General features: G+C 38.1%; 30 protein-coding genes. 12 read left to right on the forward strand and 18 right to left on the reverse strand.

The window, feature by feature from the left end; all coding sequences use genetic code 11:
• Window positions 1-3: 3 nt before the first annotated feature.
• The 10 genes from pepP to ispC all read left to right on the forward strand — a co-directional run bounded on the left by pepP (window position 4) and on the right by ispC (window position 12,136).
• The gene (pepP, locus tag ACPT8Q_RS00630) at window positions 4-1,296 is read left to right on the forward strand and encodes a Xaa-Pro aminopeptidase (protein WP_061671292.1); all 1,293 of its coding nucleotides are present in this window, start codon (window positions 4-6) and stop codon (window positions 1,294-1,296) included.
• Window positions 1,297-1,397: 101 nt separating this feature from the next.
• The gene (gene uspA, locus ACPT8Q_RS00635; RefSeq protein WP_050948729.1) at window positions 1,398-1,823 is read left to right on the forward strand and encodes a universal stress protein UspA; all 426 of its coding nucleotides are present in this window, start codon (window positions 1,398-1,400) and stop codon (window positions 1,821-1,823) included.
• A gap of 186 nt (window positions 1,824-2,009) precedes the next feature.
• Complete coding sequence (gene alaS, locus ACPT8Q_RS00640) at window positions 2,010-4,634, forward strand: alanine--tRNA ligase (protein WP_050948730.1); 2,625 nt, start codon at window positions 2,010-2,012, stop codon at window positions 4,632-4,634.
• Between the two features lie 77 nt (window positions 4,635-4,711).
• Window positions 4,712-4,903, forward strand: coding sequence for a carbon storage regulator CsrA (gene csrA / locus ACPT8Q_RS00645; RefSeq protein WP_050822941.1), 192 nt, complete (start codon window positions 4,712-4,714; stop codon window positions 4,901-4,903).
• Between the two features lie 21 nt (window positions 4,904-4,924).
• Window positions 4,925-5,812 carry a UTP--glucose-1-phosphate uridylyltransferase GalU gene (galU, locus tag ACPT8Q_RS00650; RefSeq protein ID WP_005632779.1) on the forward strand — a complete coding sequence of 296 codons (888 nt, stop codon included), beginning with the start codon at window positions 4,925-4,927 and terminating at the stop codon, window positions 5,810-5,812.
• 125 nt (window positions 5,813-5,937) lie between these two features.
• Window positions 5,938-7,311, forward strand: a complete 1,374-nt coding sequence (argH, locus tag ACPT8Q_RS00655; protein ID WP_050948731.1) for an argininosuccinate lyase — start codon at window positions 5,938-5,940, stop codon at window positions 7,309-7,311.
• A 143-nt stretch (window positions 7,312-7,454) separates the two neighbouring features.
• Entirely contained in the window at window positions 7,455-8,336 is an 882-nt protein-coding gene (gene hslO, locus ACPT8Q_RS00660) for an Hsp33 family molecular chaperone HslO (protein WP_050948732.1), read from the forward strand.
• Window positions 8,337-8,508: 172 nt separating this feature from the next.
• Window positions 8,509-10,125 carry a phosphoenolpyruvate carboxykinase (ATP) gene (pckA, locus tag ACPT8Q_RS00665; protein WP_032824375.1) on the forward strand — a complete coding sequence of 539 codons (1,617 nt, stop codon included), beginning with the start codon at window positions 8,509-8,511 and terminating at the stop codon, window positions 10,123-10,125.
• Window positions 10,126-10,275: 150 nt separating this feature from the next.
• Window positions 10,276-10,833, forward strand: coding sequence for a ribosome recycling factor (gene frr, locus ACPT8Q_RS00670; RefSeq protein ID WP_005632773.1), 558 nt, complete (start codon window positions 10,276-10,278; stop codon window positions 10,831-10,833).
• A 109-nt stretch (window positions 10,834-10,942) separates the two neighbouring features.
• The gene (gene ispC / locus ACPT8Q_RS00675) at window positions 10,943-12,136 is read left to right on the forward strand and encodes a 1-deoxy-D-xylulose-5-phosphate reductoisomerase (RefSeq protein ID WP_050948733.1); all 1,194 of its coding nucleotides are present in this window, start codon (window positions 10,943-10,945) and stop codon (window positions 12,134-12,136) included.
• A gap of 31 nt (window positions 12,137-12,167) precedes the next feature.
• Here the strand turns inward: ispC and ACPT8Q_RS00680 are convergent, their stop codons facing one another.
• Complete coding sequence (locus ACPT8Q_RS00680) at window positions 12,168-12,977, reverse strand: sulfite exporter TauE/SafE family protein (RefSeq protein ID WP_050948734.1); 810 nt, start codon at window positions 12,975-12,977, stop codon at window positions 12,168-12,170.
• A 133-nt stretch (window positions 12,978-13,110) separates the two neighbouring features.
• Here ACPT8Q_RS00680 and ACPT8Q_RS00685 point away from each other — a divergent pair, with 133 nt between their 5' ends.
• Together ACPT8Q_RS00685 and ACPT8Q_RS00690 are read left to right on the forward strand one after the other, a co-directional pair.
• Window positions 13,111-14,193, forward strand: coding sequence for an anaerobic sulfatase maturase (locus ACPT8Q_RS00685; protein WP_021034702.1), 1,083 nt, complete (start codon window positions 13,111-13,113; stop codon window positions 14,191-14,193).
• Window positions 14,194-14,311: 118 nt separating this feature from the next.
• On the forward strand, window positions 14,312-14,908 hold the full coding sequence (locus ACPT8Q_RS00690; protein ID WP_021034701.1) for a Crp/Fnr family transcriptional regulator: 597 nt from the start codon (window positions 14,312-14,314) through the stop codon (window positions 14,906-14,908).
• A gap of 126 nt (window positions 14,909-15,034) precedes the next feature.
• Here ACPT8Q_RS00690 and rplQ read toward each other — a convergent pair whose 3' ends face one another.
• From rplQ to rplN, 17 genes are all read right to left on the reverse strand, one after another.
• On the reverse strand, window positions 15,035-15,421 hold the full coding sequence (gene rplQ / locus ACPT8Q_RS00695) for a 50S ribosomal protein L17 (RefSeq protein ID WP_005648400.1): 387 nt from the start codon (window positions 15,419-15,421) through the stop codon (window positions 15,035-15,037).
• Window positions 15,422-15,461: 40 nt separating this feature from the next.
• Window positions 15,462-16,448, reverse strand: a complete 987-nt coding sequence (locus tag ACPT8Q_RS00700) for a DNA-directed RNA polymerase subunit alpha (protein WP_005690395.1) — start codon at window positions 16,446-16,448, stop codon at window positions 15,462-15,464.
• A 31-nt stretch (window positions 16,449-16,479) separates the two neighbouring features.
• Window positions 16,480-17,100 (reverse strand): 30S ribosomal protein S4, encoded by a 621-nt coding sequence (gene rpsD, locus ACPT8Q_RS00705; RefSeq protein ID WP_005648404.1) that lies wholly within the window; start codon window positions 17,098-17,100, stop codon window positions 16,480-16,482.
• Window positions 17,101-17,129: 29 nt separating this feature from the next.
• Complete coding sequence (rpsK, locus tag ACPT8Q_RS00710; RefSeq protein ID WP_005543603.1) at window positions 17,130-17,519, reverse strand: 30S ribosomal protein S11; 390 nt, start codon at window positions 17,517-17,519, stop codon at window positions 17,130-17,132.
• 15 nt (window positions 17,520-17,534) lie between these two features.
• Window positions 17,535-17,891 (reverse strand): 30S ribosomal protein S13, encoded by a 357-nt coding sequence (gene rpsM / locus ACPT8Q_RS00715; protein ID WP_005648406.1) that lies wholly within the window; start codon window positions 17,889-17,891, stop codon window positions 17,535-17,537.
• A gap of 139 nt (window positions 17,892-18,030) precedes the next feature.
• The gene (gene rpmJ / locus ACPT8Q_RS00720) at window positions 18,031-18,144 is read right to left on the reverse strand and encodes a 50S ribosomal protein L36 (RefSeq protein ID WP_005625868.1); all 114 of its coding nucleotides are present in this window, start codon (window positions 18,142-18,144) and stop codon (window positions 18,031-18,033) included.
• Window positions 18,145-18,172: 28 nt separating this feature from the next.
• Window positions 18,173-19,498 (reverse strand): preprotein translocase subunit SecY, encoded by a 1,326-nt coding sequence (secY, locus tag ACPT8Q_RS00725; protein WP_425622278.1) that lies wholly within the window; start codon window positions 19,496-19,498, stop codon window positions 18,173-18,175.
• Window positions 19,499-19,505: 7 nt separating this feature from the next.
• On the reverse strand, window positions 19,506-19,940 hold the full coding sequence (gene rplO / locus ACPT8Q_RS00730) for a 50S ribosomal protein L15 (RefSeq protein ID WP_005648410.1): 435 nt from the start codon (window positions 19,938-19,940) through the stop codon (window positions 19,506-19,508).
• 3 nt (window positions 19,941-19,943) lie between these two features.
• Window positions 19,944-20,123 carry a 50S ribosomal protein L30 gene (gene rpmD / locus ACPT8Q_RS00735; RefSeq protein WP_005543631.1) on the reverse strand — a complete coding sequence of 60 codons (180 nt, stop codon included), beginning with the start codon at window positions 20,121-20,123 and terminating at the stop codon, window positions 19,944-19,946.
• 6 nt (window positions 20,124-20,129) lie between these two features.
• Window positions 20,130-20,630, reverse strand: a complete 501-nt coding sequence (rpsE, locus tag ACPT8Q_RS00740; protein WP_005625871.1) for a 30S ribosomal protein S5 — start codon at window positions 20,628-20,630, stop codon at window positions 20,130-20,132.
• Window positions 20,631-20,644: 14 nt separating this feature from the next.
• Window positions 20,645-20,998, reverse strand: coding sequence for a 50S ribosomal protein L18 (gene rplR / locus ACPT8Q_RS00745; protein WP_005690393.1), 354 nt, complete (start codon window positions 20,996-20,998; stop codon window positions 20,645-20,647).
• Window positions 20,999-21,011: 13 nt separating this feature from the next.
• Window positions 21,012-21,545, reverse strand: coding sequence for a 50S ribosomal protein L6 (rplF, locus tag ACPT8Q_RS00750; protein ID WP_005690391.1), 534 nt, complete (start codon window positions 21,543-21,545; stop codon window positions 21,012-21,014).
• 15 nt (window positions 21,546-21,560) lie between these two features.
• Window positions 21,561-21,953, reverse strand: coding sequence for a 30S ribosomal protein S8 (rpsH, locus tag ACPT8Q_RS00755; protein WP_050948735.1), 393 nt, complete (start codon window positions 21,951-21,953; stop codon window positions 21,561-21,563).
• 36 nt (window positions 21,954-21,989) lie between these two features.
• The gene (rpsN, locus tag ACPT8Q_RS00760; RefSeq protein WP_005625879.1) at window positions 21,990-22,295 is read right to left on the reverse strand and encodes a 30S ribosomal protein S14; all 306 of its coding nucleotides are present in this window, start codon (window positions 22,293-22,295) and stop codon (window positions 21,990-21,992) included.
• 11 nt (window positions 22,296-22,306) lie between these two features.
• Window positions 22,307-22,846, reverse strand: coding sequence for a 50S ribosomal protein L5 (gene rplE, locus ACPT8Q_RS00765; RefSeq protein ID WP_005625881.1), 540 nt, complete (start codon window positions 22,844-22,846; stop codon window positions 22,307-22,309).
• A gap of 17 nt (window positions 22,847-22,863) precedes the next feature.
• On the reverse strand, window positions 22,864-23,175 hold the full coding sequence (gene rplX, locus ACPT8Q_RS00770; protein ID WP_005635734.1) for a 50S ribosomal protein L24: 312 nt from the start codon (window positions 23,173-23,175) through the stop codon (window positions 22,864-22,866).
• Between the two features lie 10 nt (window positions 23,176-23,185).
• A complete protein-coding gene (gene rplN, locus ACPT8Q_RS00775) occupies window positions 23,186-23,557 on the reverse strand; it encodes a 50S ribosomal protein L14 (protein ID WP_005548786.1) in 372 nt (123 codons plus the stop codon).
• Between the last annotated feature and the right edge of the window lie 79 nt (window positions 23,558-23,636).

Below are 23,636 nucleotides of genomic sequence, written 5' to 3' on the forward strand. Positions count from 1 at the left end.
AGGATGGAATTGGCTTATATGGCTGAATTGCCTAAAGAAGAATTTGAGGAACGCCGCACACGAATATTCACTCAAATGCAACCTAATTCGGCATTATTGCTTTTTTCTGAAATCGAAAAACGCCGTAATAATGATTGTACCTATCCTTTCCGTCAAGACAGCTATTTTTGGTATTTAACAGGCTTTAATGAACCGAATGCTGCGCTGCTATTACTAAAAACAGAACAAACTGAAAAAGCCATTATTTTTCTCCGTCCACGTGATCCGTTACTTGAAACTTGGAATGGTCGCCGATTAGGTGTTGAGCTTGCACCACAACAACTTAATGTAAATGAAGCCTATTCTATTGAAGAATTTAATACCGTACTGCCAAAAATACTGAAAAATTTGACCGCACTTTACTATGTGCCAGAAATTCATACTTGGGGCGATAAATTAGTGACAGAAAGTGCGGTAAGTTTTAACGAGATTTTAGATTGGCGACCAATGCTTAGCGAAATGCGCCTTATAAAATCGCCGAATGAAATCCGCTTAATGCAACAAGCGGGGCAAATTACGGCACTTGGGCATATTAAAGCGATGAAAACAATACGTCCAAATCGCTTTGAATATGAAATTGAAAGCGAAATTTTGTATGAATTTAATCGCCATTGCGCAAGATTTCCTTCTTACAATTCCATTGTTGCAGGAGGAAATAACGCCTGTATTTTGCACTACACAGAAAATGATCGCCCACTAAATGATGGGGATTTAGTGCTGATTGATGCTGGTTGCGAATTTGCTATGTATGCGGGCGATATTACCCGCACTTTTCCTGTAAATGGAAAATTTAGTCAGCCTCAACGTGAAATTTACGAGTTAGTTTTAAAAGCACAAAAACGGGCGATTGAGTTACTTATACCGGGCAATTCCATCAAGCAAGCCAATGATGAAGTTATTCGTATTAAAACCCAAGGATTAGTGGATTTAGGCATCTTGAAAGGAGATGTGGATACACTTATTGAACAACAAGCTTATCGACAATTTTATATGCACGGATTAGGGCACTGGCTCGGTTTAGATGTGCATGATGTGGGCAGTTATGGACAAGATAAGCAACGGATACTCGAAATCGGTATGGTAATTACCGTTGAGCCAGGTATTTATATTTCAGAAGATGCTGATGTGCCAGAGCAATACAAAGGCATTGGTGTGCGCATTGAGGACAATTTACTGATGACTGAATACGGTAATAAAATCCTAACTGCAGCAGCCCCTAAAGAAATTGCAGATATTGAAAATTTAATGAATTTTTAATAAAAATGTTTAAATTGTGATCTAGTACACAGTTTTTTATTGCTCAAAATGTTAGCATTAGAACCAGTTAAAAACCGAACCAATCAGTTAAGGAGTCGATTATGTACAAACACATTTTAGTGGCAGTAGATCTTTCTGAAGAAAGTCTAGTTTTACTTAAAAAAGCAGTTGGAATTGCCAAACGCCACGACGCAAAACTTTCTATCATCCACGTTGATGTGAACTTCTCGGATCTTTATACTGGATTGATTGATGTAAATATGTCTTCAATGCAAGACAGGATTTCCACAGAAACACAAAAAGCTTTATTATATTTAGCTGAAAGTGAGGATTATCCAATTTCAGAAAAATTGAGTGGCAGCGGCGATTTAGGACAAGTTTTAAGTGATGCCATCGAACAATATGATGTGGATTTATTAGTGACGGGACATCATCAGGATTTTTGGAGTAAGTTAATGTCTTCAACACGTCAAGTGATGAATACGATTAAAATTGATATGTTGGTTGTTCCGCTTAGAGATGAATAATTAACAAGAAATTTTTTTTTGAATAATCTGAAATAACTTAAATTTTAACCGCACTTCTCAAATAGCGTCGTGAAGTGCGGTTTTATTTTGGGGTTTTGGCAAAAAGCCTTTTTATAAATTTCAAAAATATGCAAAAATAAGGCGATTTAGTTTTTATTTTATTATGGGTAACAAGGATTCTTTTTAATGAAAACAACAGCAGAAATAAGACAATCATTCCTTGATTTTTTCCATAGCAAAGGCCACCAAGTAGTTGAGAGTAGCTCACTTGTGCCGGAAAATGATCCGACTTTGCTTTTCACAAATGCGGGGATGAACCAATTTAAGGATGTATTCCTTGGAATGGATAAACGCCCTTATTCTAGAGCGACCACTGCGCAACGTTGCGTACGTGCTGGTGGTAAGCATAACGACTTAGAAAATGTTGGCTATACCGCACGTCACCATACTTTCTTTGAAATGCTCGGAAACTTCAGTTTTGGCGATTACTTTAAACAGGATGCCATTAATTTTGCTTGGGAATATTTAACTTCTCCACAATGGCTTGGTTTACCTAAAGAAAAACTCTGGGTAACAGTATATGAAACCGACGACGAAGCCTACAATATCTGGAATAAAGAAGTCGGTGTGTCTGCAGAACGTATTATTCGCATTGGTGACAATAAAGGCGCGCCTTACGCATCAGACAATTTCTGGGCAATGGGCGATACGGGTCCTTGCGGTCCTTGTACTGAAATTTTCTACGATCACGGCGATCATATTTGGGGTGGCCCTCCGGGTTCTCCAGAAGAAGATGGCGACCGTTATATCGAAATCTGGAACGTTGTGTTCATGCAATTCAACCGTTTAGCCGATGGCACAATGGAAAAATTACCACGTCCATCAGTTGACACTGGTATGGGCTTAGAGCGTATTTCTGCTGTATTGCAACACGTTAATTCAAACTACGAGATTGATATTTTCAAAACATTAATCGCTAAAACGGCTGAAGTTGTAGGTACAAAAGATTTAAGTAATAAATCATTACATGTTATTGCTGACCATATTCGTTCTTGTGCATATTTAATCGCCGATGGCGTTATTCCATCAAATGAAGGTCGTGGTTATGTATTACGTCGTATTATTCGCCGCGCAGTTCGTCACGGTCACTTATTAGGTGCCAAAGAAGCCTTTTTCTATAAACTTGTGCCAACTCTAATTGAAGTAATGGCTGAAGCTGGGAAAGATGTAAAAGCCAAACAAGCAAATGTTGAAAAACTATTACGTTTAGAAGAAGAACAGTTTGCTCGCACACTGGAACGTGGATTGAGTTTATTAGATGAAGCCCTTTCTCAAGTGAAAGATGGCATTCTTTCAGGTGAAGTTGCATTCAAACTTTATGATACTTATGGTTTCCCATTGGATTTAACGGCTGATGTATGTCGTGAACGCAATATCACTATTGATGAACAAGCCTTTGACCGTGAAATGGAAGCACAACGCACTCGCGCTCAAGCAGCGAGCCAGTTTGGTGTGGACTACAACAGCGTTATTCGTGTAGATGGCGAAACTAAGTTTGAAGGCTATACTGAAGTCGAATCTCAAGCAAAAATCACCGCACTTTTCTATGATGGAAAATCAGTAGAAAGTATCGAAGCAGGTCAAAATGCAGTCGTTATTTTAGAAAATACGCCATTTTATGCAGAATCAGGTGGTCAGATTGGCGATAGCGGATATTTAAGCGCAGAAGGTGTAACCTTTAATGTGAAAGATACCCAAAAATATGGGCAAGTATTTGGACACATTGGAGAATTAACGCAAGGAAGTTTGAAAGTTGGGCAAACTGTGAATGCGATTGTGGATGCGGAACGTCGCCATAACACATCGCTCAATCACTCCGCGACACACTTATTGCACGCGGCTTTACGTCAAGTTTTAGGTCAACATGTTGTGCAAAAAGGCTCACTTGTTTCAGATAAAGCCTTGCGTTTTGACTTTGCACAACCAGAAGCCATTACAAAAGAACAATTAACTCAAATTGAAACATTAGTAAACCAAAAAATCCGTGCTAACTTCCCTGTTCAAACGGATATTATGGATATTGATTCCGCAAAAGCGAAAGGAGCAATGGCTCTCTTTGGCGAAAAATATGGCGATAAGGTTCGTGTATTAACGATGGGCGATTTCTCAATTGAGCTTTGTGGTGGGATTCACGCAAAACGCACTGGGGATATAGGTCTATTTAAAATTATTACTGAAAACGCAGTGGCTGCAGGCGTTCGTCGTATTGAAGCTGTGACTGGTGAAAATGCGATTGAATGGTTACATAATCAACAACGAATTCTGACCCAAAGCGCGGACTTATTAAAATCAGATGTAAATACTTTAGCGGAAAAAATCCAACAACTTCAAGAAAAAGCGAAGAAAGTGGAAAAAGAATTACAAGGTCTAAAAGAAAAAGCAGCAATGCAAGCTGGTTCTGATTTTGTAAAAAGTGCGGTCAAAATCAACGGTGTTTCTGTTATTGCACAACAATTAGATGGTATAGAAACAAAATCATTACGCGTAATGGTCGATGATTTAAAAAATCAACTCGGATCAGGCGTAATTGCATTTGCATCAATATTAGATGAAAAAGTTAATCTCGTCGTTGGAGTGACAAATGATTTAACCGCCAAAATAAAAGCTGGAGAACTTGTTAATTTAATGGCTCAACAAGTTGGAGGAAAAGGCGGTGGTCGTCCAGATATGGCAATGGCAGGAGGTTCCCAACCAGAAAATGTGGCACAAGCTGTTAAAGTGGCACAAGACTGGTTAAACAAAAATCTGTAGTACAAGCTGGTTGGTGGGATGCCAACCGTTCCTTGATTGATAGGATATCTAATAAATGCAAACTAAGGAGATAAAAGATGTTAATCTTAACTCGTAAAGTTGGCGAAAGTGTACTTATTGGAGATGATATTTCTATCACGGTTTTGAGTGTACGTGGAAACCAAGTTAAACTCGGTGTTGAAGCGCCTAAAGAAGTATCCGTTCACCGAGAAGAAATTTACCAACGAATTAAACAAACGAAAGATGAACCCCATTCAGGCTCCTCTTAGTTAAACAATGGATATGATAACATGAAAGCAATTATTCCTGTCGCCGGTCTTGGCACACGTATGTTGCCCGCCACGAAGGCGATTCCGAAGGAAATGCTCACTTTGGTGGATAAACCGTTAATTCAATACGTGGTAAATGAATGTGTAGCTGCTGGCATAAAAGAAATTGTGCTGGTAACACATTCATCAAAAAATGCTATCGAAAACCATTTTGATACATCTTTTGAATTAGAAACGATGCTGGAAAAACGTGTGAAGCGTCAGCTTCTAGAAGAAGTTCGTTCTATCTGTCCAAAAAATGTAACCATTATGCACGTTCGTCAAGGTAATGCGAAAGGCTTAGGTCACGCCGTGTTATGCGGTCGTCCTTTAGTAGGAAATGAATCTTTTGCCGTTATGTTACCAGATGTATTATTAGCTGAATTTAGTGCAGATCAGAAAAAAGAAAATCTTGCTGCAATGATTCAACGCTTTAATGAAACTGGCGCAAGCCAAATTATGGTAACCTCAGTTCCGCAAGAAAATGTGAGTAGCTATGGTGTTGCAGATTGTGGTGGCATTGAGCTTAATGGCGGCGAAAGTGCAAAAATTAATAGTATTGTTGAAAAACCTTCTATTGAAGACGCACCATCAAATCTTGCTGTGGTTGGGCGTTATGTTTTTTCAGCAGCAATTTGGGACTTGTTGGAAAAAACACCAATTGGTGTTGGCGATGAAATTCAATTAACCGATGCTATTGATATGCTAATTGAAAAAGAAACCGTTGAAGCATTTCATATGACAGGGGAAACTTTTGATTGTGGCGATAAAATTGGCTATATGGAAGCTTTCGTAGAATATGGTATTCGTCACGAAAAATTAGGTAAAGAATTTAAATCCTTTATCAAAAATTTGGCAAAAACGCTATAAATAGCACCAATATAGATAAAATGGACAAAATGAGAGGTTTTGTCCATTTTGTTTTATTATTCAATAGGATATTACTACTATACATAATGGTAGAATAATTAAAATGAAAATAAAAAGGAAGAATTATGGCACTTTGGGGTGGGCGTTTTACACAAGCCGCAGACAAACGTTTTAAAGATTTTAATGATTCATTACGGTTTGATTACCGTTTGGCTGAGCAGGATATTCAAGGCTCAATTGGTTGGTCCAAAGCCTTGGTTAAAGTCAATGTATTAACTATCGAAGAACAACATCAACTTGAGCAAGCACTAAATGAACTACTTGTTGAAGTGCGGTCAAATCCGCAAGCAATTTTACAAGATGACGCTGAAGATATTCATAGTTGGGTTGAAAGTAAGCTAATTGATAAAGTAGGCAATCTTGGTAAAAAATTACATACTGGTCGTAGCCGTAACGATCAAGTGGCAGTCGATATAAAACTATGGTGCAAACAACGTGTGATTGAATTACAAGAATCCGTGCGTAATTTACAACGCCATTTAGTTCAAACCGCAGAAAACACACAACAAGCAGTAATGCCTGGCTATACCCATTTACAACGAGCTCAACCAATCACTTTTGCCCATTGGTGTATGGCATATGTGGAAATGTTCGACCGCGACTATTCACGTTTAACAGATGCTTATAATCGAATGAATACCTGCCCACTTGGTAGTGGTGCCTTGGCTGGTACGGCTTATGCTGTAGATCGTGATTCACTTGCGCACGATCTTGGTTTTGCTTTCGCAACTAGAAATAGCTTAGATAGCGTCTCTGATCGCGATCATGTCGTAGAATTACTTTCTATCGCTTCTCTTAGTATGGCACATCTTTCTCGCTTTGCTGAAGATATGATTATCTTTAACAGCGGAGAGGCAAATTTCGTAGAACTATCCGACCGCGTGACTTCTGGCTCATCATTAATGCCACAAAAGAAAAATCCTGATGCGTGCGAGTTAATTCGAGGCAAAGCAGGCAGAGTGATCGGCTCATTAACAGGCATGCTAGTTACCTTAAAAGGCTTGCCACTTGCGTATAATAAAGATATGCAAGAAGACAAAGAGGGTATTTTTGATGCCTTAGATACTTGGCAAAACTGTGTGGATATGGCAACGTTCGTATTAGATGAATTGAAAGTAAATGTTGAACGTACTCGTGAAGCTGCATTAAAAGGCTATTCAAACGCAACGGAATTAGCGGATTATTTAGTTTCTAAGGGCGTACCTTTCCGAGATTCCCATCATATCGTGGGCGAAACAGTGGTTTATGCAATCGAGAAAAGCAAAGGATTAGAAGATCTGACTATCCCTGAATTCCGCCAATTTAGTGAAGTAGTGGGAGATGATGTTTACGAGATTCTTTCCCTCCAATCTTGCTTAGACAAACGTTGTGCAAAAGGTGGCGTATCGCCATTGCGTGTTGCCGAAGCTATTGCAGAAGCCAAAATAAGATTTGCTTAATTGATATTATAATTTAGAGATCAAATTGGCTCCTACAAGCATCTAAATGCCGCCCGTTATAAGCAAAAACACTTAAATAAAATGACAAAGACAAAAAGTGCGGAAAAAACCACCGCACTTTTTATTTCAATTAGGAATATTCAATGACCAATCAACAAGACTATACTCAAGACAATGACAAACTTTACCGTTATCTTTTCCAACATCGTGCGGTTCGTGGGGAATGGGTTCGCTTAAATAAAACATTCACTGATACATTAAATACCCATCATTATCCTAAAGCAGTACAGGATTTATTGGGTGAAATGATGGTGGCGACTAATTTGCTTACTGCCACACTAAAATTTGACGGCAATATCACCGTACAAATTCAAGGCGATGGTCCATTACGCTTAGCATTAGTAAATGGCAATGATCAACAACAAATCCGCACCCTTGCTCGAGTGGATGGGGACATCACTGAAAATATGAACCTACATAATATGATTGGTAAAGGCGTATTGGTCATTACTATTGCACCAAAAGAAGGCGAACGCTATCAAGGTATAATTAGCTTGGATAAACCCACGATCACAGAATGCTTAGAAGATTATTTTGTACGTTCAGAACAGCTTAAAACTCAATTAATTATTCGCACTGGAGAATATGACGGCAAGCCAGTGGCAGCAGGGATGTTATTACAGATTATGCCTGATGGTTCTGGTACATCAGAAGATTTTGAGCATTTAACTACGCTCGCAGCAACAGTAAAAGATGAAGAATTATTTGGTCTCCCTGCAGAAGAGTTACTCTATCGTTTATATCACGAAGAAACCGTTAATCTTTATCCAGCACAAGATGTACAATTTTTCTGTGGCTGCTCTGCTGAGCGTTCTGGTTCAGCATTACTTTTAATCTCTGATGAAGAAATTGATGAAATATTAGCCGAGCATAAAGGCAGTATTGATATGCAATGTGAGTGTTGTGGCACACACTACTTCTTTAATAAAGAAGCGATTGAAAAATTAAAATCAACAAGACTTTAAAAACAATCCCGACACAATGTTGGGATTTTTGATCTATATTACAACATCACTAAAAAGAGGTAAAATTTTTAAAGAAATGTTCAAAAATGAGATCTACTTAACATTTTTTTATATTGATATCCATTAGAATAAACCACAGTTAAATTTTAATCTTACATATTAGAGGTGACTTATGACAGACTTAAATAAAGTGGTAAAAGAACTTGAAGCTCTTGGCATTTATGATGTAAAAGAAGTTGTTTACAATCCAAGCTACGAGCAATTGTTTGAAGAAGAAACTAAACCAGGTTTAGAAGGCTTTGAAAAAGGTACTTTAACTACGACTGGTGCAGTGGCAGTAGATACAGGTATCTTCACAGGTCGTTCTCCAAAAGATAAATATATCGTGTTAGATGAAAAAACCAAAGATACTGTTTGGTGGACATCTGAAGTAGCAAAAAACGACAACAAGCCAATGAACCAGGCTACTTGGCAAAGCTTAAAAGACTTGGTAACTAACCAACTTTCTCGTAAACGCTTATTTGTAGTTGATGGCTTCTGTGGTGCGAGCGAACACGACCGTATTGCAGTGCGTATTGTCACTGAAGTAGCGTGGCAAGCACATTTTGTAAAAAATATGTTTATTCGCCCAACTGAAGAACAACTCAAAAATTTTGAACCAGATTTCGTTGTAATGAACGGTTCTAAAGTCACTAATCCAAACTGGAAAGAACAGGGTTTAAATTCAGAAAACTTTGTTGCATTCAACTTAACTGAGCGTATCCAATTAATCGGTGGAACTTGGTACGGCGGCGAAATGAAAAAAGGTATGTTCTCAATGATGAACTACTTCCTACCACTTAAAGGTGTAGGTGCAATGCACTGTTCAGCTAACGTTGGTAAAGATGGCGATGTAGCAATCTTCTTCGGTTTATCTGGTACAGGTAAAACAACCCTTTCTACCGATCCAAAACGTGAATTAATCGGAGATGATGAACACGGTTGGGATGATGTTGGTATCTTTAACTTTGAAGGTGGTTGTTATGCGAAAACCATTCATCTTTCAGAAGAAAATGAACCAGATATTTACCGCGCTATCCGCCGCGATGCATTATTAGAAAACGTGGTTGTTCGTGCTGATGGTTCTGTTGATTTCGATGATGGTTCAAAAACAGAAAATACTCGCGTATCTTACCCAATTTATCACATCGATAATATTGTAAAACCAGTTTCTCGTGCAGGTCACGCAACTAAAGTTATTTTCTTAACTGCAGATGCATTTGGCGTATTACCACCAGTATCTAAATTGACACCAGAACAAACTAAATACTACTTCTTATCAGGTTTCACTGCAAAATTAGCAGGTACTGAACGTGGTATTACTGAACCAACGCCAACTTTCTCAGCATGTTTCGGTGCAGCATTCTTAACCCTTCATCCAACTCAATATGCTGAAGTATTAGTAAAACGTATGCAAGCAGCAGGTGCTGAAGCTTACTTAGTGAATACTGGTTGGAATGGTACAGGTAAACGTATCTCAATCAAAGATACTCGCGGAATCATTGATGCAATCTTAGATGGCTCAATTGAAAAAGCTGAAATGGGCGAATTGCCAATCTTCAACTTAGCAATTCCTAAAGCATTACCAGGTGTAGATTCTGCTATCTTAGATCCTCGCGATACTTACGCAGATAAAGCACAATGGCAATCAAAAGCTGAAGACTTAGCTGGTCGTTTTGTGAAAAACTTTGTTAAATATGCAACTAACGAAGAAGGTAAAGCGTTAATTGCAGCAGGTCCTAAAGCTTAATTAAAAATACTAAAAATATTAACCGCACTTTGGGTAACTGAAGTGCGGTCATTTTTTATCTGTTTTCAAGCTGATAAATGTATTCAAAAATTGACAAAAATCCAGTAAAATCACTGTGTTTTAACTTTCGTCAATTAAAAGGACAATGCAATGCTTAACCAAATCAAAAAAGATGCTCAAGATCGTATGGAAAAAAGCCTTGAAGCATTAAAAGGCCATATTTCAAAAATCCGTACCGGTCGCGCACAACCAAGTTTACTCGATGCAATTCAAGTTGAATATTATGGTGCTGCGACCCCACTTCGCCAATTAGCAAACGTAGTAGCAGAAGATGCACGTACTTTAGCTGTAACTGTTTTTGATCGTTCTTTAATCTCTGCAGTAGAAAAAGCAATTTTAACCTCAGATTTAGGTTTAAATCCATCTTCAGCTGGCACAACAATCCGCGTTCCGCTTCCTCCATTAACAGAAGAACGCCGTCGTGATTTAATCAAAATTGTGAAAGGCGAGGGTGAACAAGGTAAAGTTGCGGTTCGTAATGTGCGTCGTGATGCGAATGATAAAATCAAAGCATTATTAAAAGACAAAGAAATCAGCGAAAATGAACAACATAAAGCAGAAGAAGAAATCCAAAAAATCACAGATATTTACATTAAAAAAGTAGATGAAGTATTAGCGGATAAAGAAAAAGAATTAATGGATTTCTAATCATCAAAAATGCGAAAGGCAGACAGTTTTGTCTGCCTTTATTTTATTAGGTATGCGAATTTAGACGTACCAATGAAAATATAATCAACAAAAGTGCGGTAAAGATTCTATGCAAAAACAAAACATTGTCATTCTTGGTTCAACGGGATCAATCGGTAAAAGTACCCTTTCTGTTATCGAAAATAACCCTCAGAAATATCATGCATTTGCACTCGTAGGCGGAAAAAATGTAGAAGCAATGTTTGAACAATGCATAAAATTCCGACCGCACTTTGCGGCTCTTGATAATGTAAATGCGGCTAAAATTTTACGTGAAAAATTAATTGCACATCATATTCCAACAGAAGTATTAGCAGGACAACGAGCTATTTGTGAACTCGCAGCACACCCTGATGCCGATCAGATAATGGCATCGATTGTTGGTGCAGCAGGATTGTTACCGACTCTTTCAGCGGTTAAAGTGGGTAAACGGGTATTACTGGCAAATAAAGAATCACTGGTAACCTGCGGACAGCTTTTTATTGATGCCGTAAAAAACTATGGCGCGAAGCTTTTACCAGTAGACAGTGAACATAATGCGATCTTTCAATCGTTACCCCCAGAAGCACAAGAAAAAATTGGTTTTTGCCCACTTTCTGAATTAGGCGTAAGTAACATTATACTCACTGGTTCTGGCGGACCATTTCGTTACACACCACTCGAACAGTTCGCTAACATCACACCAGAACAAGCAATTACACACCCTAATTGGTCTATGGGTAAAAAAATCTCTGTCGATTCAGCCACAATGATGAATAAGGGCTTGGAATACATTGAGGCTCGCTGGCTTTTCAACGCAAATGCGGAAGAAATGGAAGTCATTATTCACCCACAATCTATTATCCATTCTATGGTACGGTATGTTGATGGCTCGGTCATAGCTCAAATGGGAAATCCAGATATGCGTACACCAATTGCAGAAACTATGGCATATCCTCACCGCACTTTTGCTGGAGTAGAACCACTCGATTTCTTTAAAGTCAAAGAACTGACGTTTATTGAACCTGATTTTAATCGTTATCCAAATTTAAAACTGGCTATTGATGCCTTTGCTGTGGGTCAATATGCAACAACAGCAATGAATGCAGCTAATGAAATTGCCGTACAAGCATTTTTAGATCGTCAAATTAGTTTTATGGATATTGCAAAAATTAATTCGAAAACAATTGAGAAAATTTCGCCTTATACCATTCAAAATATTGATGATGTACTCGAAATTGATGCACAAGCAAGAGAGATTGCGAAAACGCTAATTAGTAAATAGACCTAGAATAACTAGGTCTAGTTTATTCGATTTAATGGAATACAAATTCCAAAATGCACATATAGGCTGCAATACAAAATAAGATAATCGCCAATAATTTTCTTGTTAAAGCTGGATTCATTAATCCACGCAATTTCATTGAGAAGAAACTCATTCCAAATGAACCCAAGGTAACGACACCAACTACAAGAAAATTTACATACCCTAATTGACCACTTAGGCTGACATCATAAGGGAAGGCTCTTGTGAGATAACCATATAAATTACCAATACCGCCAATAATCATCATATAGTTCGTATAAACGGCAATTTGTTGCGTTTTTACCCCCTTTAATTGCCCGACAAGGGGCGCAATGATAGATCCGCCTCCAATACCTGTAATACCCGCAATTAATCCTCCGCCACAACAGCTAATGCTACCTTTCGCTCGTTCTATAGGAGACATATTAGGCACTTCTATTTGTGTTCTCGATCTGTTTAAAAATGTTTTAATTGCTAGTGCACTCAAACTAACCGTAAAAATTAAACTAATTACCACAGTAGAAAAATAAAAACTTAATTCAAAGCCAATTTGCACGCCAATAACCATCGCAATAGACCATAAAATCATATTGATATAATCAATTTTAATTTTTTGCTTATGGAAAAATAATAAATTAATCAATGCAGTACACATCACTATGGTAAGTGATGTAGCTGAAATAACTTGAATCGGCAATTCAGGAAATAATGTACGTAAAATTGGCACCATCAACACCCCACCGCCAATACCAAAAATAGCAGAAACCATATTGGTACAAATACCGCAAATCAGTAAGATAAAAATTGTGCTAAGTGCCATCTTAGATCCTATTTAAAAATTCATTTAATCATACTTCATTTTGACGTAAGAGCATATGCTCAGCTTATGATCGCTATCATATACAGTTAAAATTATTCTGTTATGATAAAAAGAATAAGGAGGATACGTAGATATGAATTCATTTCAATTAATGGCAAAACCTACTGGTTCAATTTGTAATTTAGATTGTCAATATTGCTTTTACTTGGAAAAACCTCACTTAAACCAACGGGCTATGACTAATGAAGTATTAGAAGCCTATATCAAATCCTATATTGAAACAACGCCTCAACAACAAGTTACTTTCCTATGGCAAGGCGGCGAGCCAACCCTAGCAGGTCTTGATTTCTACAAAAGAGCGGTCAATTTTCAGCATAAATATGCTAATGGCAAACAAATTGAAAATTCTCTACAAACGAATGGGGTATTACTTAATGCCGATTGGTGCCGTTTTCTTCACGATCATCACTTTCTTGTAGGGCTTTCTATAGATGGACCTAAGCACTTACACGATACCTATCGTTTAACTAAAAATGGAAAAGGCTCATTTCAACAAGTAATAAATGCTCTCGATTTACTCTATAATTACCAAGTTTCTTTTAATACGCTAACTGTGGTACATAATCTCAATGTCCAATATGCTAAAGAAATCTACCATTTCTTGAAAAGAATAGGTTCATCTTATATGCAATTTATTCCACTAATGGGCGATTACAAGCAACAAGCTACAGCAAAAGACTACGGTCAATTTTTAATTGATATTTTTGATGAATGGTATGCCAATGATGTAGGCAAAATTGGTATTCAATTTATTGAACAATGGTTTATGGCTTACCTTGGTTTACAACCAAGTTTATGTATTTTTCGTGAAACCTGCGGCGATCAATTGGTTATTGAACAAAATGGCGATATTTATAGTTGCGATCATTATGTTTATCCTGAATATAAACTCGGAAATCTTATTGAAACCCCTCTAATACAGCTCCTTGATAATAATACTAAACAAAAGAATTTTGGCGCAGCAAAATCTTTTCTTTCCGAACAGTGTAAAATCTGCAAGTTTCGCTTTGCCTGTCACGGAGGCTGCCCAAAACATCGTACAATTCAAGGATTTGGTAAAGCACATAATCAACTTTGTGAGGCATATTATTCTGCACTTTCTCATATGGATCCATATTTAAAGTCATTTGCAAAATCATTTGGCAAAATAAAATAATATTTATCTAGCTTAAAATTTTGTTAAACACTTCACATTTTTATAATTTGCTTATAGCAGAAAAATATAGAAATTTGTATAGTAATCTGAAGTTATTTATATATTAAAAGACGCCTTTATGTTTACATTGCCCTATTATTTACCACAAAACTTAAATGAATGTATTATTTCTGAGAGTAAAACTCTAGAAAAAAACAGCTTAATTTATGCACAAGGCGAGAAGCCTAAAGAATTTTATTTTTTAAAACAAGGGCTAGTTGGTCTGTATCATAGTCTAGAAAATGGCAAAGAAACATTGACTCGACTTTATCACGCTAATGAATATTTTGGTTTTCGTACTATTTTTAGTGAAACATCTTATCATTGCAGTGCAAAAGTATTAATGGAAGCCGATATCGTTAGAATATTTCCTGGTAATCACGCAAATTTTATTGCAAATAACCCTGATTTTTCTTGTTATCTTATGAAACAACTTTCTAATGAATTATATGATGCAGAACACCGAATAAGTAATACAGCTTATAAGCGTAGTTACGAACGTATTATTGATGCCATTGAAAATTTAACAGAAAGTTATCCCGATTACCCTTGGACCTACCGAGAAGTAGCGGAATTTTGTGGATGTGAAACTGAAACCGCAATTCGTATTAGTAGAGAGCTTAAAAAACAAGGAATTTTAGATAAAAATACACGACATCTACGAATATGCTCTTAAAATTTACTACTGTTCACTGATTGTAAATAATATATCTAAGTAATGATTAAATCAGATAAAGATTTTTTTAATATATAAAATAAAAAAGCCCACTATATGAAGTGAGCTTATTTTTAGAATTAATTTTTATTCCTCAGTTGTTGCCTCAGCAACTTCTGGACGATCAACTAACTCAATGTATGCCATTGGTGCATTATCGCCTGCACGGAAACCACATTTCAAAATGCGAGTGTAACCACCTGCACGTTGAGCAAAACGTGGACCTAATTCATTAAATAATTTTGCAACAGTTTCAACGTTGCGAGTACGAGCAAATGCTAAACGACGGTTAGCAACGCTATCTACTTTTGCTAATGTAATTAACGGTTCAACTACACGGCGTAATTCTTTAGCTTTAGGCAAAGTAGTCTTAATGATTTCATGACTAACTAAAGCACTTGCTAAGTTACGGAACATCGCTTGGCGATGACTACTATTACGGTTTAGTTGACGACCACTCTTACGATGGCGCATGATCTTATCCTTCTCAGAAAAATCTTAACCTATGACCAAACTAGTCTTCAGCAATACTTGCTGGTGGCCAATTTTCAAGGCGCATACCAAGTGACAAGCCACGAGAAGCAAGAACATCCTTAATTTCAGTAAGAGATTTCTTACCAAGATTAGGGGTTTTTAATAATTCTACTTCAGTACGTTGTACTAAATCACCGATATAATGAATTGTTTCTGCTTTCAAACAGTTAGCAGAACGAACTGTCAGCTCTAAATCATCTACAGGACGTAATAAAATCGGATCAAACTCCGGTTTTTCTTCCTTAATCTCAGGCTGACGAACATCACGTAAATCAACGAATGCATCAAGTTGCTCCGCCAAGATTGTTGCTGCACGACGAATTGCTTCTTCTGGCTCAAGTGCACCATTAGTTTCTAACTCAATAACGAGCTTATCCAAATCTGTACGCTGCTCAACACGAGCTGCCTCTACATTATACGTAATTCGTTCAACCGGACTATAACAAGCATCAACAAGCAAACGACCAATTGGACGCTCTTCTTGCGTATGTGTACGAGATGAAGCAGGAACATATCCTCTACCACGCTGAACACGTATACGCATACTAATTGAAGCGTTTTCATCAGTTAAATGACAAATCACATGATCTGGATTTACAATTTCAACATCACCATCATGGGTAATGTCCGCTGCAACAACAGGGCCAATTCCAGATTTATTTAATGTCAGAATAACGTCATCTTTATTCTGTACCTTAACCGCTAGACCTTTAAGGTTCAAAAGTACTTCAAGAATATCTTCTTGAACACCTTCCTTACTACTATATTCATGCAATACGCCATCAATTTCTACTTCAGTTACAGCACAACCTGGCATTGAAGACAGAAGGATACGACGCAATGCATTACCTAGAGTATGACCAAAACCACGCTCTAACGGTTCTAAGATCACTTTAGCATGTGTTGAACTAATTTGTTCAATATCTACTAAACGTGGTTTTAAAAATTCTGTAACAGAACCCTGCATTTTATCCTCTCTTTGGTTTTAAGCTTAACTATTATTTAGAGTAAAGCTCAACGATCAGATGTTCGTTAATGTCTGCTGATAAATCAGAACGTTCAGGAACACGTTTGAATACACCTTCCATTTTTGCAGAATCAACTTCTAACCATGTTGGTTTTTCTCTTTGCTCTGCTAATTCTAATGATGCTTTAATACGAGCTTGTTTTTTCGATTTTTCACGAATAGCAACTACATCATTTACAGAAACTTGGAAAGATGGAATATTAACAACACGACCATTCACAACAATTGCTTTATGGCTCACTAATTGACGAGCCTCTGCACGAGTTGCAGCAAATCCCATGCGATAAACAACGTTATCCAATCTACCTTCTAATAACACTAATAAATTTTCACCAGTGTTACCTTTCAAACGGTTTGCTTCTTTATAGTAGTTACGGAATTGACGTTCTAAAATACCATAGATACGACGAACTTTTTGTTTTTCACGTAACTGACTACCATAGTCAGACAAACGCGGTTTACGAGCACCGTGCTGACCCGGTGCTGTATCAATTTTACATTTTGAATCAATCGCACGCACGCCTGATTTAAGGAATAAATCAGTGCCTTCACGACGGCTGAGCTTGAGTTTAGGACCCAAATATCTTGCCATTTTCTTTCTCCAACTATCCTATATACGTCTTAAACACGACGTTTTTTCGGTGGACGACAACCGTTATGAGGAATCGGAGTCACATCAGTAATATTCGTGATACGGAAACCCGCTGCGTTTAACGCGCGAATTGTAGATTCACGACCTGGACCCGGACCTTTAACCATAACTTCCAAGTTCTTTAAGCCAAATTCTTTAACGATTTCAGCACAACGCTCTGCCGCAACTTGCGCTGCGAACGGAGTTGATTTACGAGAACCACGGAAACCTGAACCACCTGCAGTTGCCCAAGCTAGAGCATTACCTTGACGGTCAGTAATAGTAACGATTGTATTATTGAAAGATGCGTGAATATGTGCTACGCCATCTACAACTTGTTTTTTTACACGTTTACGTGCACGAACTGGTGTTTTAGCCATTCTTATTTACCCCGACTATTTTTTGATCGGCTTACGTGGACCCTTACGGGTACGCGCATTAGTTTTAGTACGTTGACCACGTACCGGTAAACTACGACGATGACGTAAACCACGATAACATCCTAAGTCTAAAAGACGTTTGATGTTTAGTGTTACTTCACGACGTAAGTCACCTTCAACGGTAAATTTACCAACTTCGTCACGCAGTTTGTCAATCTGCTCTTCAGACAATTCTCTGATCTTAACATCTTCAGCAATACCCGCTGCTGCACAAATAGCTTGTGAACGAGTTTTACCAATACCGTAAATTGCAGTTAAAGCGATTACAGCGTGTTTATGATCAGGAATGTTAATGCCTGCAATACGGGCCACTATGCACTCCTATATTTTAATTAATTTGATATTCTGATCTTGAAAAGCCCGTTTTCAGGATACTCAAACAGAATATCAAGGACATAAATGAGTTGAGCAGTATAACTACTCAACTGGTTCTTGGCAAGAAAAATGTTAATTAACCTTGACGTTGTTTGTGTTTAGGGTCGCTACACAATACGCGTACAACACCCTCACGTTTAACAATCTTACAGTTACGACACATTTTCTTTACGGAAGCACGAACTTTCATTGCTTATCCTTTTACTTTAAATGAACAATTATTGTCCAAAACCCTTAAGGTTTGCTTTTTTCAACGCAGATTCATATTGAGAAGACATTAAATGACTTTGAACCTGAACGATGAAATCCATAATTACAACGACTACAATTAAAAGAGATGTTCCACCGAAGTAAAATTTAACATCCCAAGCCGATGTCATAATATAAGGAACTAAACATACAAACGTTACATAGAGACCGCCAATTAATGTAAGACGAGTCATCACTTTATCAATATAACGTGATGTTTGTTCACCGGGTCTAATTCCTGGAATAAATGCACCAGATTTTTTTAGATTATCTGCTGTATCACGAGGATTATATTGCATTGCTGTATAGAAAAAACTGAAGAAAATAATTGCGACAGCATAAACAAGCAAATAAAGTGGCTGACCAGGATTCAATAACATTGATAAATTATTTAACCATTCAAATTTATCATTTTGCCCAAACCATTGTGTTAATGTAGCTGGGAATAAAATAATACTTGAAGCAAAAATTGCTGGCATTACATTTGCCATATTCACTTTCAATGGTAAATGTGTTGAATGACCACCTAAAATTTGACGACCTTGTTGACGCTTCGCATATTCAACGCGAATTCTACGTTGTCCTCTTTCAACAAAAACAACAAAATAAGTTACTGCAAATACAATAGCTGCGATCAGAAGAAGAACTAATGGATGCATCTGTCCTTGACGAGCCTGCTCAATAGTTTGAAAAATAGCCGATGGTAAACCAGCTACAATACCGCCAAAAACAAGAATTGAAATACCGTTACCAATACCTCTTTCAGTTATTTGCTCACCCAACCACATAAGGAACATTGTACCAGTGACTAAACTAACAACTGAAGTAAAGTAAAAACTAAATCCAACATTTGGCACTAAGCCAGACAACATATTTGGTAAACCTGTTGAAATAGCTACTGCCTGAATCGTTGCAAAAACAACTGTCGCATAACGAGTATATTTAGAAATTTTACGCTGACCAGCAGCACCTTCTTTCTTTAATTCTGCTAAAGCAGGAGAAACCGTTGCAAGCAATTGAATTACAATAGATGCCGATATATATGGCATGATTCCTAATGCTAAAATGGATGCACGGCTTAGAGCACCACCAGAGAACATGTTAAACATGTCAATGATAGTGCCTTTTTGTTGTTCAACTAATTGAGCTAGAACAGCCGCATCAATACCAGGAACCGGAATGAATGAACCAATTCGATAAACGATAAGTGCACCTAAAACGAAAAGTAATCGGCTTTTTAATTCACCTTTACCGCTATTAGTACTTCTTGCTTGATAACCTGGTTGTTTAGCCATTTGCTAATTATTCCTCAATTGAACCGCCAGCAGCTTCAATTGCTGCTTTTGCACCTTTAGTTACACGTAAACCGCGTACCGTTACTGCAGATTTCACTTCTCCTGCTAAAATTACTTTAGCGAATTGGATATCTTTAGTTAAGATATTTGCTGCTTTTAATGTTTCTAAAGTTACTACATTACCTTCAACTTTGGTTAATTCATTTAAACGAACTTCTGCAGTCACTGCAGATTTCATTGAAGTAAAACCAAATTTTGGTAAACGACGGTATAACGGCATTTGACCACCTTCGAAACCGCGACGAACACCGCCACCAGTACGAGATTTTTGACCTTTATGACCGCGGCCACCAGTCTTGCCTAAACCTGAACCAATACCACGACCGAGGCGTTTAGCACTATGCTTTGCACCTTCAGCCGGAGATAGAGTATTTAAACGCATCTCTTACTCCTCCACTTTAACCATGTATGAAACTTGGTTAATCATACCACGTACTGCAGGCGTATCAATTAACTCAACAGTGTGGTGCATATGGCGAAGACCAAGACCACGCAAGGTAGCTTTATGCTTCGGTAAACGAGCAATTGAGCTACGAACTTGTGTTACTTTAATAGTTTTAGCCATTATTCATTACCCCAAGATTTCATCAACAGTTTTACCGCGTTTTGCAGCAACCATTTCTGGTGATTTCATATTTGCTAATGCATCAATAGTTGCACGAACAACGTTAATTGGGTTGGTAGAACCATACGCTTTAGAAAGAACGTTACGTACACCTGCAACTTCCAATACCGCACGCATTGCACCACCAGCGATGATACCTGTACCTTCGCTTGCTGGCTGCATAAATACACGTGAACCAGTATGAACACCTTTAACTGGATGTTGTAATGTACCTTCATTTAAAGCGACATTAATCATATTGCGACGTGCTTTTTCCATCGCTTTTTGGATCGCTGCTGGAACTTCGCGCGCTTTACCATAACCAAAACCTACTCGGCCATTACCATCGCCCACCACAGTTAATGCAGTGAAACTCATAATACGACCACCTTTTACAGTTTTTGATACACGGTTTACTGCGATTAGCTTCTCTTGCAGTTCACCAACTTGTTTTTCGATGTTTGACATCTCAATTTACCTCATTAGAACTGTAGACCAGCTTCACGTGCAGCGTCCGCTAAAGTTTGGACACGACCATGATATTTAAAACCGGAACGATCAAAAGCAACAACTTGAACGCCTTTTGCTAATGCGCGTTCTGCAACAGCTTTACCTACTGCAGCAGCTGCATCTTTATTACCGGTGTATTTTACTTGCTCACGAATTGCTTTCTCAACAGTTGAAGCAGCGGCAAGCACTTCTGAACCGTTTGGTGCAATAACTTGTGCATAAATATGACGTGGAGTGCGGTGAATAACTAAACGAGTTACACCTTGCTCTCTCATCATATGACGTGCACGAGCTGCACGACGGATACGAGCTGATTTCTTATCCATAGTGTTACCTTAATTATTTCTTCTTAGCCTCTTTGATACGCACTACTTCATCAGCGTAACGTACCCCTTTACCTTTATAAGGTTCAGGACGGCGATAAGCACGAATATCTGCTGCAACTTGACCGATCAACTGTTTGTCTGTACCTTTCAACACGATTTCGGTTTGAGATGGACATTCTGCTGTAATACCTGCCGGCAAAGTGTGCTCTACTGGGTGAGAATAGCCTAAACTTAATGCAATTGCATTGCCTTTAAGTTGAGCTCTGTAACCTACACCCACCAATACTAATTTTTTAGTGAAACCTTCAGTAACACCGATAACCATTGCATTAACTAATGCACGTGCAGTACCCGATTGAGCATTTGCTTCAACAAAACCTTCACGTGGAGTGAACGTAAATTGTCCGTTATCTTGTTTTACTTCAACTGATTCATGAATTTTGCGAGATAACTCGCCATTTTTACCTTTTACTGTTAATAGCTGACCGTCGAGTTTAACTTCAACGCCGGCAGGAATATTAACAGGTGCCTTTGCAACACGAGACATTTTCCTACCTCTCTATTAAGCTACATAACAGATGATCTCACCGCCTAAACCTGCTTGACGAGCAGCGCGGTCAGTCATAACACCTTTAGATGTAGAAATAACTGCAACACCTAAACCGCCCATAACTCTTGGTAATTCATCTTTACGTTTGTAAATACGAAGACCAGGACGACTTACACGTTGGATGCTTTCTACAACTGGTTTGCCTTGGAAATATTTTAAAGTAATTTCCAATTCAGGTTTAGCACCTTCTAAAACTTTTACGCTTTCGATATAACCTTCAGCAGCTAATACATTGGCAATTGCCACTTTTAGCTTGGAAGAAGGCATATTGATTGCAACTTTGTTCGCAGCTTGACCGTTACGAATACGGGTCAGCATATCTGCGATTGGATCTTGCATACTCATTGTACTTTTTCTCCGATTCCAAAATAAAGTGGTATATTACCAGCTCGCTTTTTTAAGGCCAGGGATTTCACCGCGCATTGCAGCTTCACGAACCTTAATTCGGCTTAAACCAAACTTACGTAAAACGCCATGAGGACGTCCAGTTTGGCGGCAACGGTTACGTTGACGAGATGGGCTAGAATCACGTGGTAAAGTTTGTAACTTTAACACTGCATCCCAACGATCTTCATCAGAGGCATTGACATCAGAAATGATTTTCTTTAATTCAACACGTTTTGCGTAGAATTTTTCAGCCAATTTAACGCGTTTTACATCGCGTGCTTTCATTGATTGTTTAGCCATTATAACCTGCCTTATTTACGGAATGGGAAATTAAAGGCAGCAAGTAGTGCTTGACCTTCTTCATCATTCTTAGCAGTAGTTGTGATAGTGATATCTAAACCACGTACACGATCTACTTTATCGTAATCGATTTCAGGGAAGATGATTTGTTCACGCACACCCATGCTATAGTTACCACGACCATCGAACGATTTCGCGCTTAAACCGCGGAAGTCACGAATACGTGGAACAGCAATTGTAATTAAACGTTCAAAGAACTCCCACATACGCTCACCGCGTAGTGTTACTTTACAACCGATTGGATATCCCTGACGGATTTTAAAGCCAGCAACAGATTTACGAGCTTTAGTTACTAAAGGTTTTTGACCGCTGATTGCTGCTAAATCCGCTACTGCGTTGTCTAGCAATTTTTTGTCGGTCAATGCTTCACCCACACCCATATTCAGGGTAATCTTTTCGATTCGTGGGACTTGCATGACAGATTTGTAGCCGAATTTATTTTTTAATTCGCTTACTACTTGATCTCTGTAGTAATCATGCAGTTTCGCCATCGCATTACTCCAGTTTGTTAGATAATTTCATTGTTAGATTTGAAGAAACGTACTTTTTTGCCGTCTTCGAATCTAAAACCTACACGGTCAGCTTTATTTGTTTTAGGATTGAAAATCGCAACATTTGAAGCATCAATTGCAGCTTCTTTTTTCACTAAACCACCAGCTTTTCCTAATGCAGGAACTGGTTTCTCATGTTTAGTAATGATGTTGATACCTTCAACAAACACTTTACCGTTTGGTAACACTTTAGTTACCTTGCCACGTTTGCCCTTATCTTTACCAGTAAGAACAATTACTTCATCATTTTGACGGATTTTAGCAGCCATTACATTCCCCTTACAGTACTTCTGGAGCTAAAGAAATGATCTTCATGAATTTCTCAGAACGAAGTTCACGAGTCACTGGTCCAAAAATACGAGTACCGATTGGTTGCTCAGTGTTATTATTTAAAATTACACAAGCGTTACCATCGAAACGAATAACTGAGCCATCTGGGCGACGAACACCCTTCTTGGTGCGCACAACAACTGCTTTTAATACATCACCTTTTTTTACTTTACCGCGTGGAATTGCTTCTTTTACAGTAATTTTGATAATGTCACCAATCGCAGCATAACGACGGTGCGATCCACCTAGAACCTTGATACACATTACGCTGCGAGCGCCTGAATTATCAGCAACATCCAGCATAGTCTGTTCTTGGATCATATTAGTGCTCCGTTAAGATTAAAAAAACACCCTTTCGGGACGAACCCATCCGCACTACTCAGATAGAATGGCGGATAGG

It is taken from the genome of Haemophilus sp. HN_Hi10 (assembly GCF_049821985.1).
GTDB classification, from domain to species: domain Bacteria; phylum Pseudomonadota; class Gammaproteobacteria; order Enterobacterales; family Pasteurellaceae; genus Haemophilus; species Haemophilus influenzae_D.

Coding starts and splice junctions, on each gene's coding strand:
- pepP (WP_061671292.1), top strand. CDS start 4: ATGGAATTGGCTTATATGGCTGAATTGCCTAAAGAAGAATTTGAGGAA.
- uspA (WP_050948729.1), top strand. CDS start 1,398: ATGTACAAACACATTTTAGTGGCAGTAGATCTTTCTGAAGAAAGTCTA.
- alaS (WP_050948730.1), top strand. CDS start 2,010: ATGAAAACAACAGCAGAAATAAGACAATCATTCCTTGATTTTTTCCAT.
- csrA (WP_050822941.1), top strand. CDS start 4,712: ATGTTAATCTTAACTCGTAAAGTTGGCGAAAGTGTACTTATTGGAGAT.
- galU (WP_005632779.1), top strand. CDS start 4,925: ATGAAAGCAATTATTCCTGTCGCCGGTCTTGGCACACGTATGTTGCCC.
- argH (WP_050948731.1), top strand. CDS start 5,938: ATGGCACTTTGGGGTGGGCGTTTTACACAAGCCGCAGACAAACGTTTT.
- hslO (WP_050948732.1), top strand. CDS start 7,455: ATGACCAATCAACAAGACTATACTCAAGACAATGACAAACTTTACCGT.
- pckA (WP_032824375.1), top strand. CDS start 8,509: ATGACAGACTTAAATAAAGTGGTAAAAGAACTTGAAGCTCTTGGCATT.
- frr (WP_005632773.1), top strand. CDS start 10,276: ATGCTTAACCAAATCAAAAAAGATGCTCAAGATCGTATGGAAAAAAGC.
- ispC (WP_050948733.1), top strand. CDS start 10,943: ATGCAAAAACAAAACATTGTCATTCTTGGTTCAACGGGATCAATCGGT.
- ACPT8Q_RS00680 (WP_050948734.1), bottom strand. CDS start 12,977: ATGGCACTTAGCACAATTTTTATCTTACTGATTTGCGGTATTTGTACC.
- ACPT8Q_RS00685 (WP_021034702.1), top strand. CDS start 13,111: ATGAATTCATTTCAATTAATGGCAAAACCTACTGGTTCAATTTGTAAT.
- ACPT8Q_RS00690 (WP_021034701.1), top strand. CDS start 14,312: ATGTTTACATTGCCCTATTATTTACCACAAAACTTAAATGAATGTATT.
- rplQ (WP_005648400.1), bottom strand. CDS start 15,421: ATGCGCCATCGTAAGAGTGGTCGTCAACTAAACCGTAATAGTAGTCAT.
- ACPT8Q_RS00700 (WP_005690395.1), bottom strand. CDS start 16,448: ATGCAGGGTTCTGTTACAGAATTTTTAAAACCACGTTTAGTAGATATT.
- rpsD (WP_005648404.1), bottom strand. CDS start 17,100: ATGGCAAGATATTTGGGTCCTAAACTCAAGCTCAGCCGTCGTGAAGGC.
- rpsK (WP_005543603.1), bottom strand. CDS start 17,519: ATGGCTAAAACACCAGTTCGTGCACGTAAACGTGTAAAAAAACAAGTT.
- rpmJ (WP_005625868.1), bottom strand. CDS start 18,144: ATGAAAGTTCGTGCTTCCGTAAAGAAAATGTGTCGTAACTGTAAGATT.
- secY (WP_425622278.1), bottom strand. CDS start 19,498: ATGGCTAAACAACCAGGTTATCAAGCAAGAAGTACTAATAGCGGTAAA.
- rplO (WP_005648410.1), bottom strand. CDS start 19,940: ATGCGTTTAAATACTCTATCTCCGGCTGAAGGTGCAAAGCATAGTGCT.
- rpmD (WP_005543631.1), bottom strand. CDS start 20,123: ATGGCTAAAACTATTAAAGTAACACAAGTTCGTAGCTCAATTGCTCGT.
- rpsE (WP_005625871.1), bottom strand. CDS start 20,630: ATGTCAAACATCGAAAAACAAGTTGGTGAACTGCAAGAGAAGCTAATC.
- rplR (WP_005690393.1), bottom strand. CDS start 20,998: ATGGATAAGAAATCAGCTCGTATCCGTCGTGCAGCTCGTGCACGTCAT.
- rplF (WP_005690391.1), bottom strand. CDS start 21,545: ATGTCTCGTGTTGCAAAGGCACCTGTTAATATTCCTGCCGGCGTTGAA.
- rpsH (WP_050948735.1), bottom strand. CDS start 21,953: ATGAGTATGCAAGATCCAATCGCAGATATGCTGACCCGTATTCGTAAC.
- rpsN (WP_005625879.1), bottom strand. CDS start 22,295: ATGGCTAAACAATCAATGAAAGCACGCGATGTAAAACGCGTTAAATTG.
- rplE (WP_005625881.1), bottom strand. CDS start 22,846: ATGGCGAAACTGCATGATTACTACAGAGATCAAGTAGTAAGCGAATTA.
- rplX (WP_005635734.1), bottom strand. CDS start 23,175: ATGGCTGCTAAAATCCGTCAAAATGATGAAGTAATTGTTCTTACTGGT.
- rplN (WP_005548786.1), bottom strand. CDS start 23,557: ATGATCCAAGAACAGACTATGCTGGATGTTGCTGATAATTCAGGCGCT.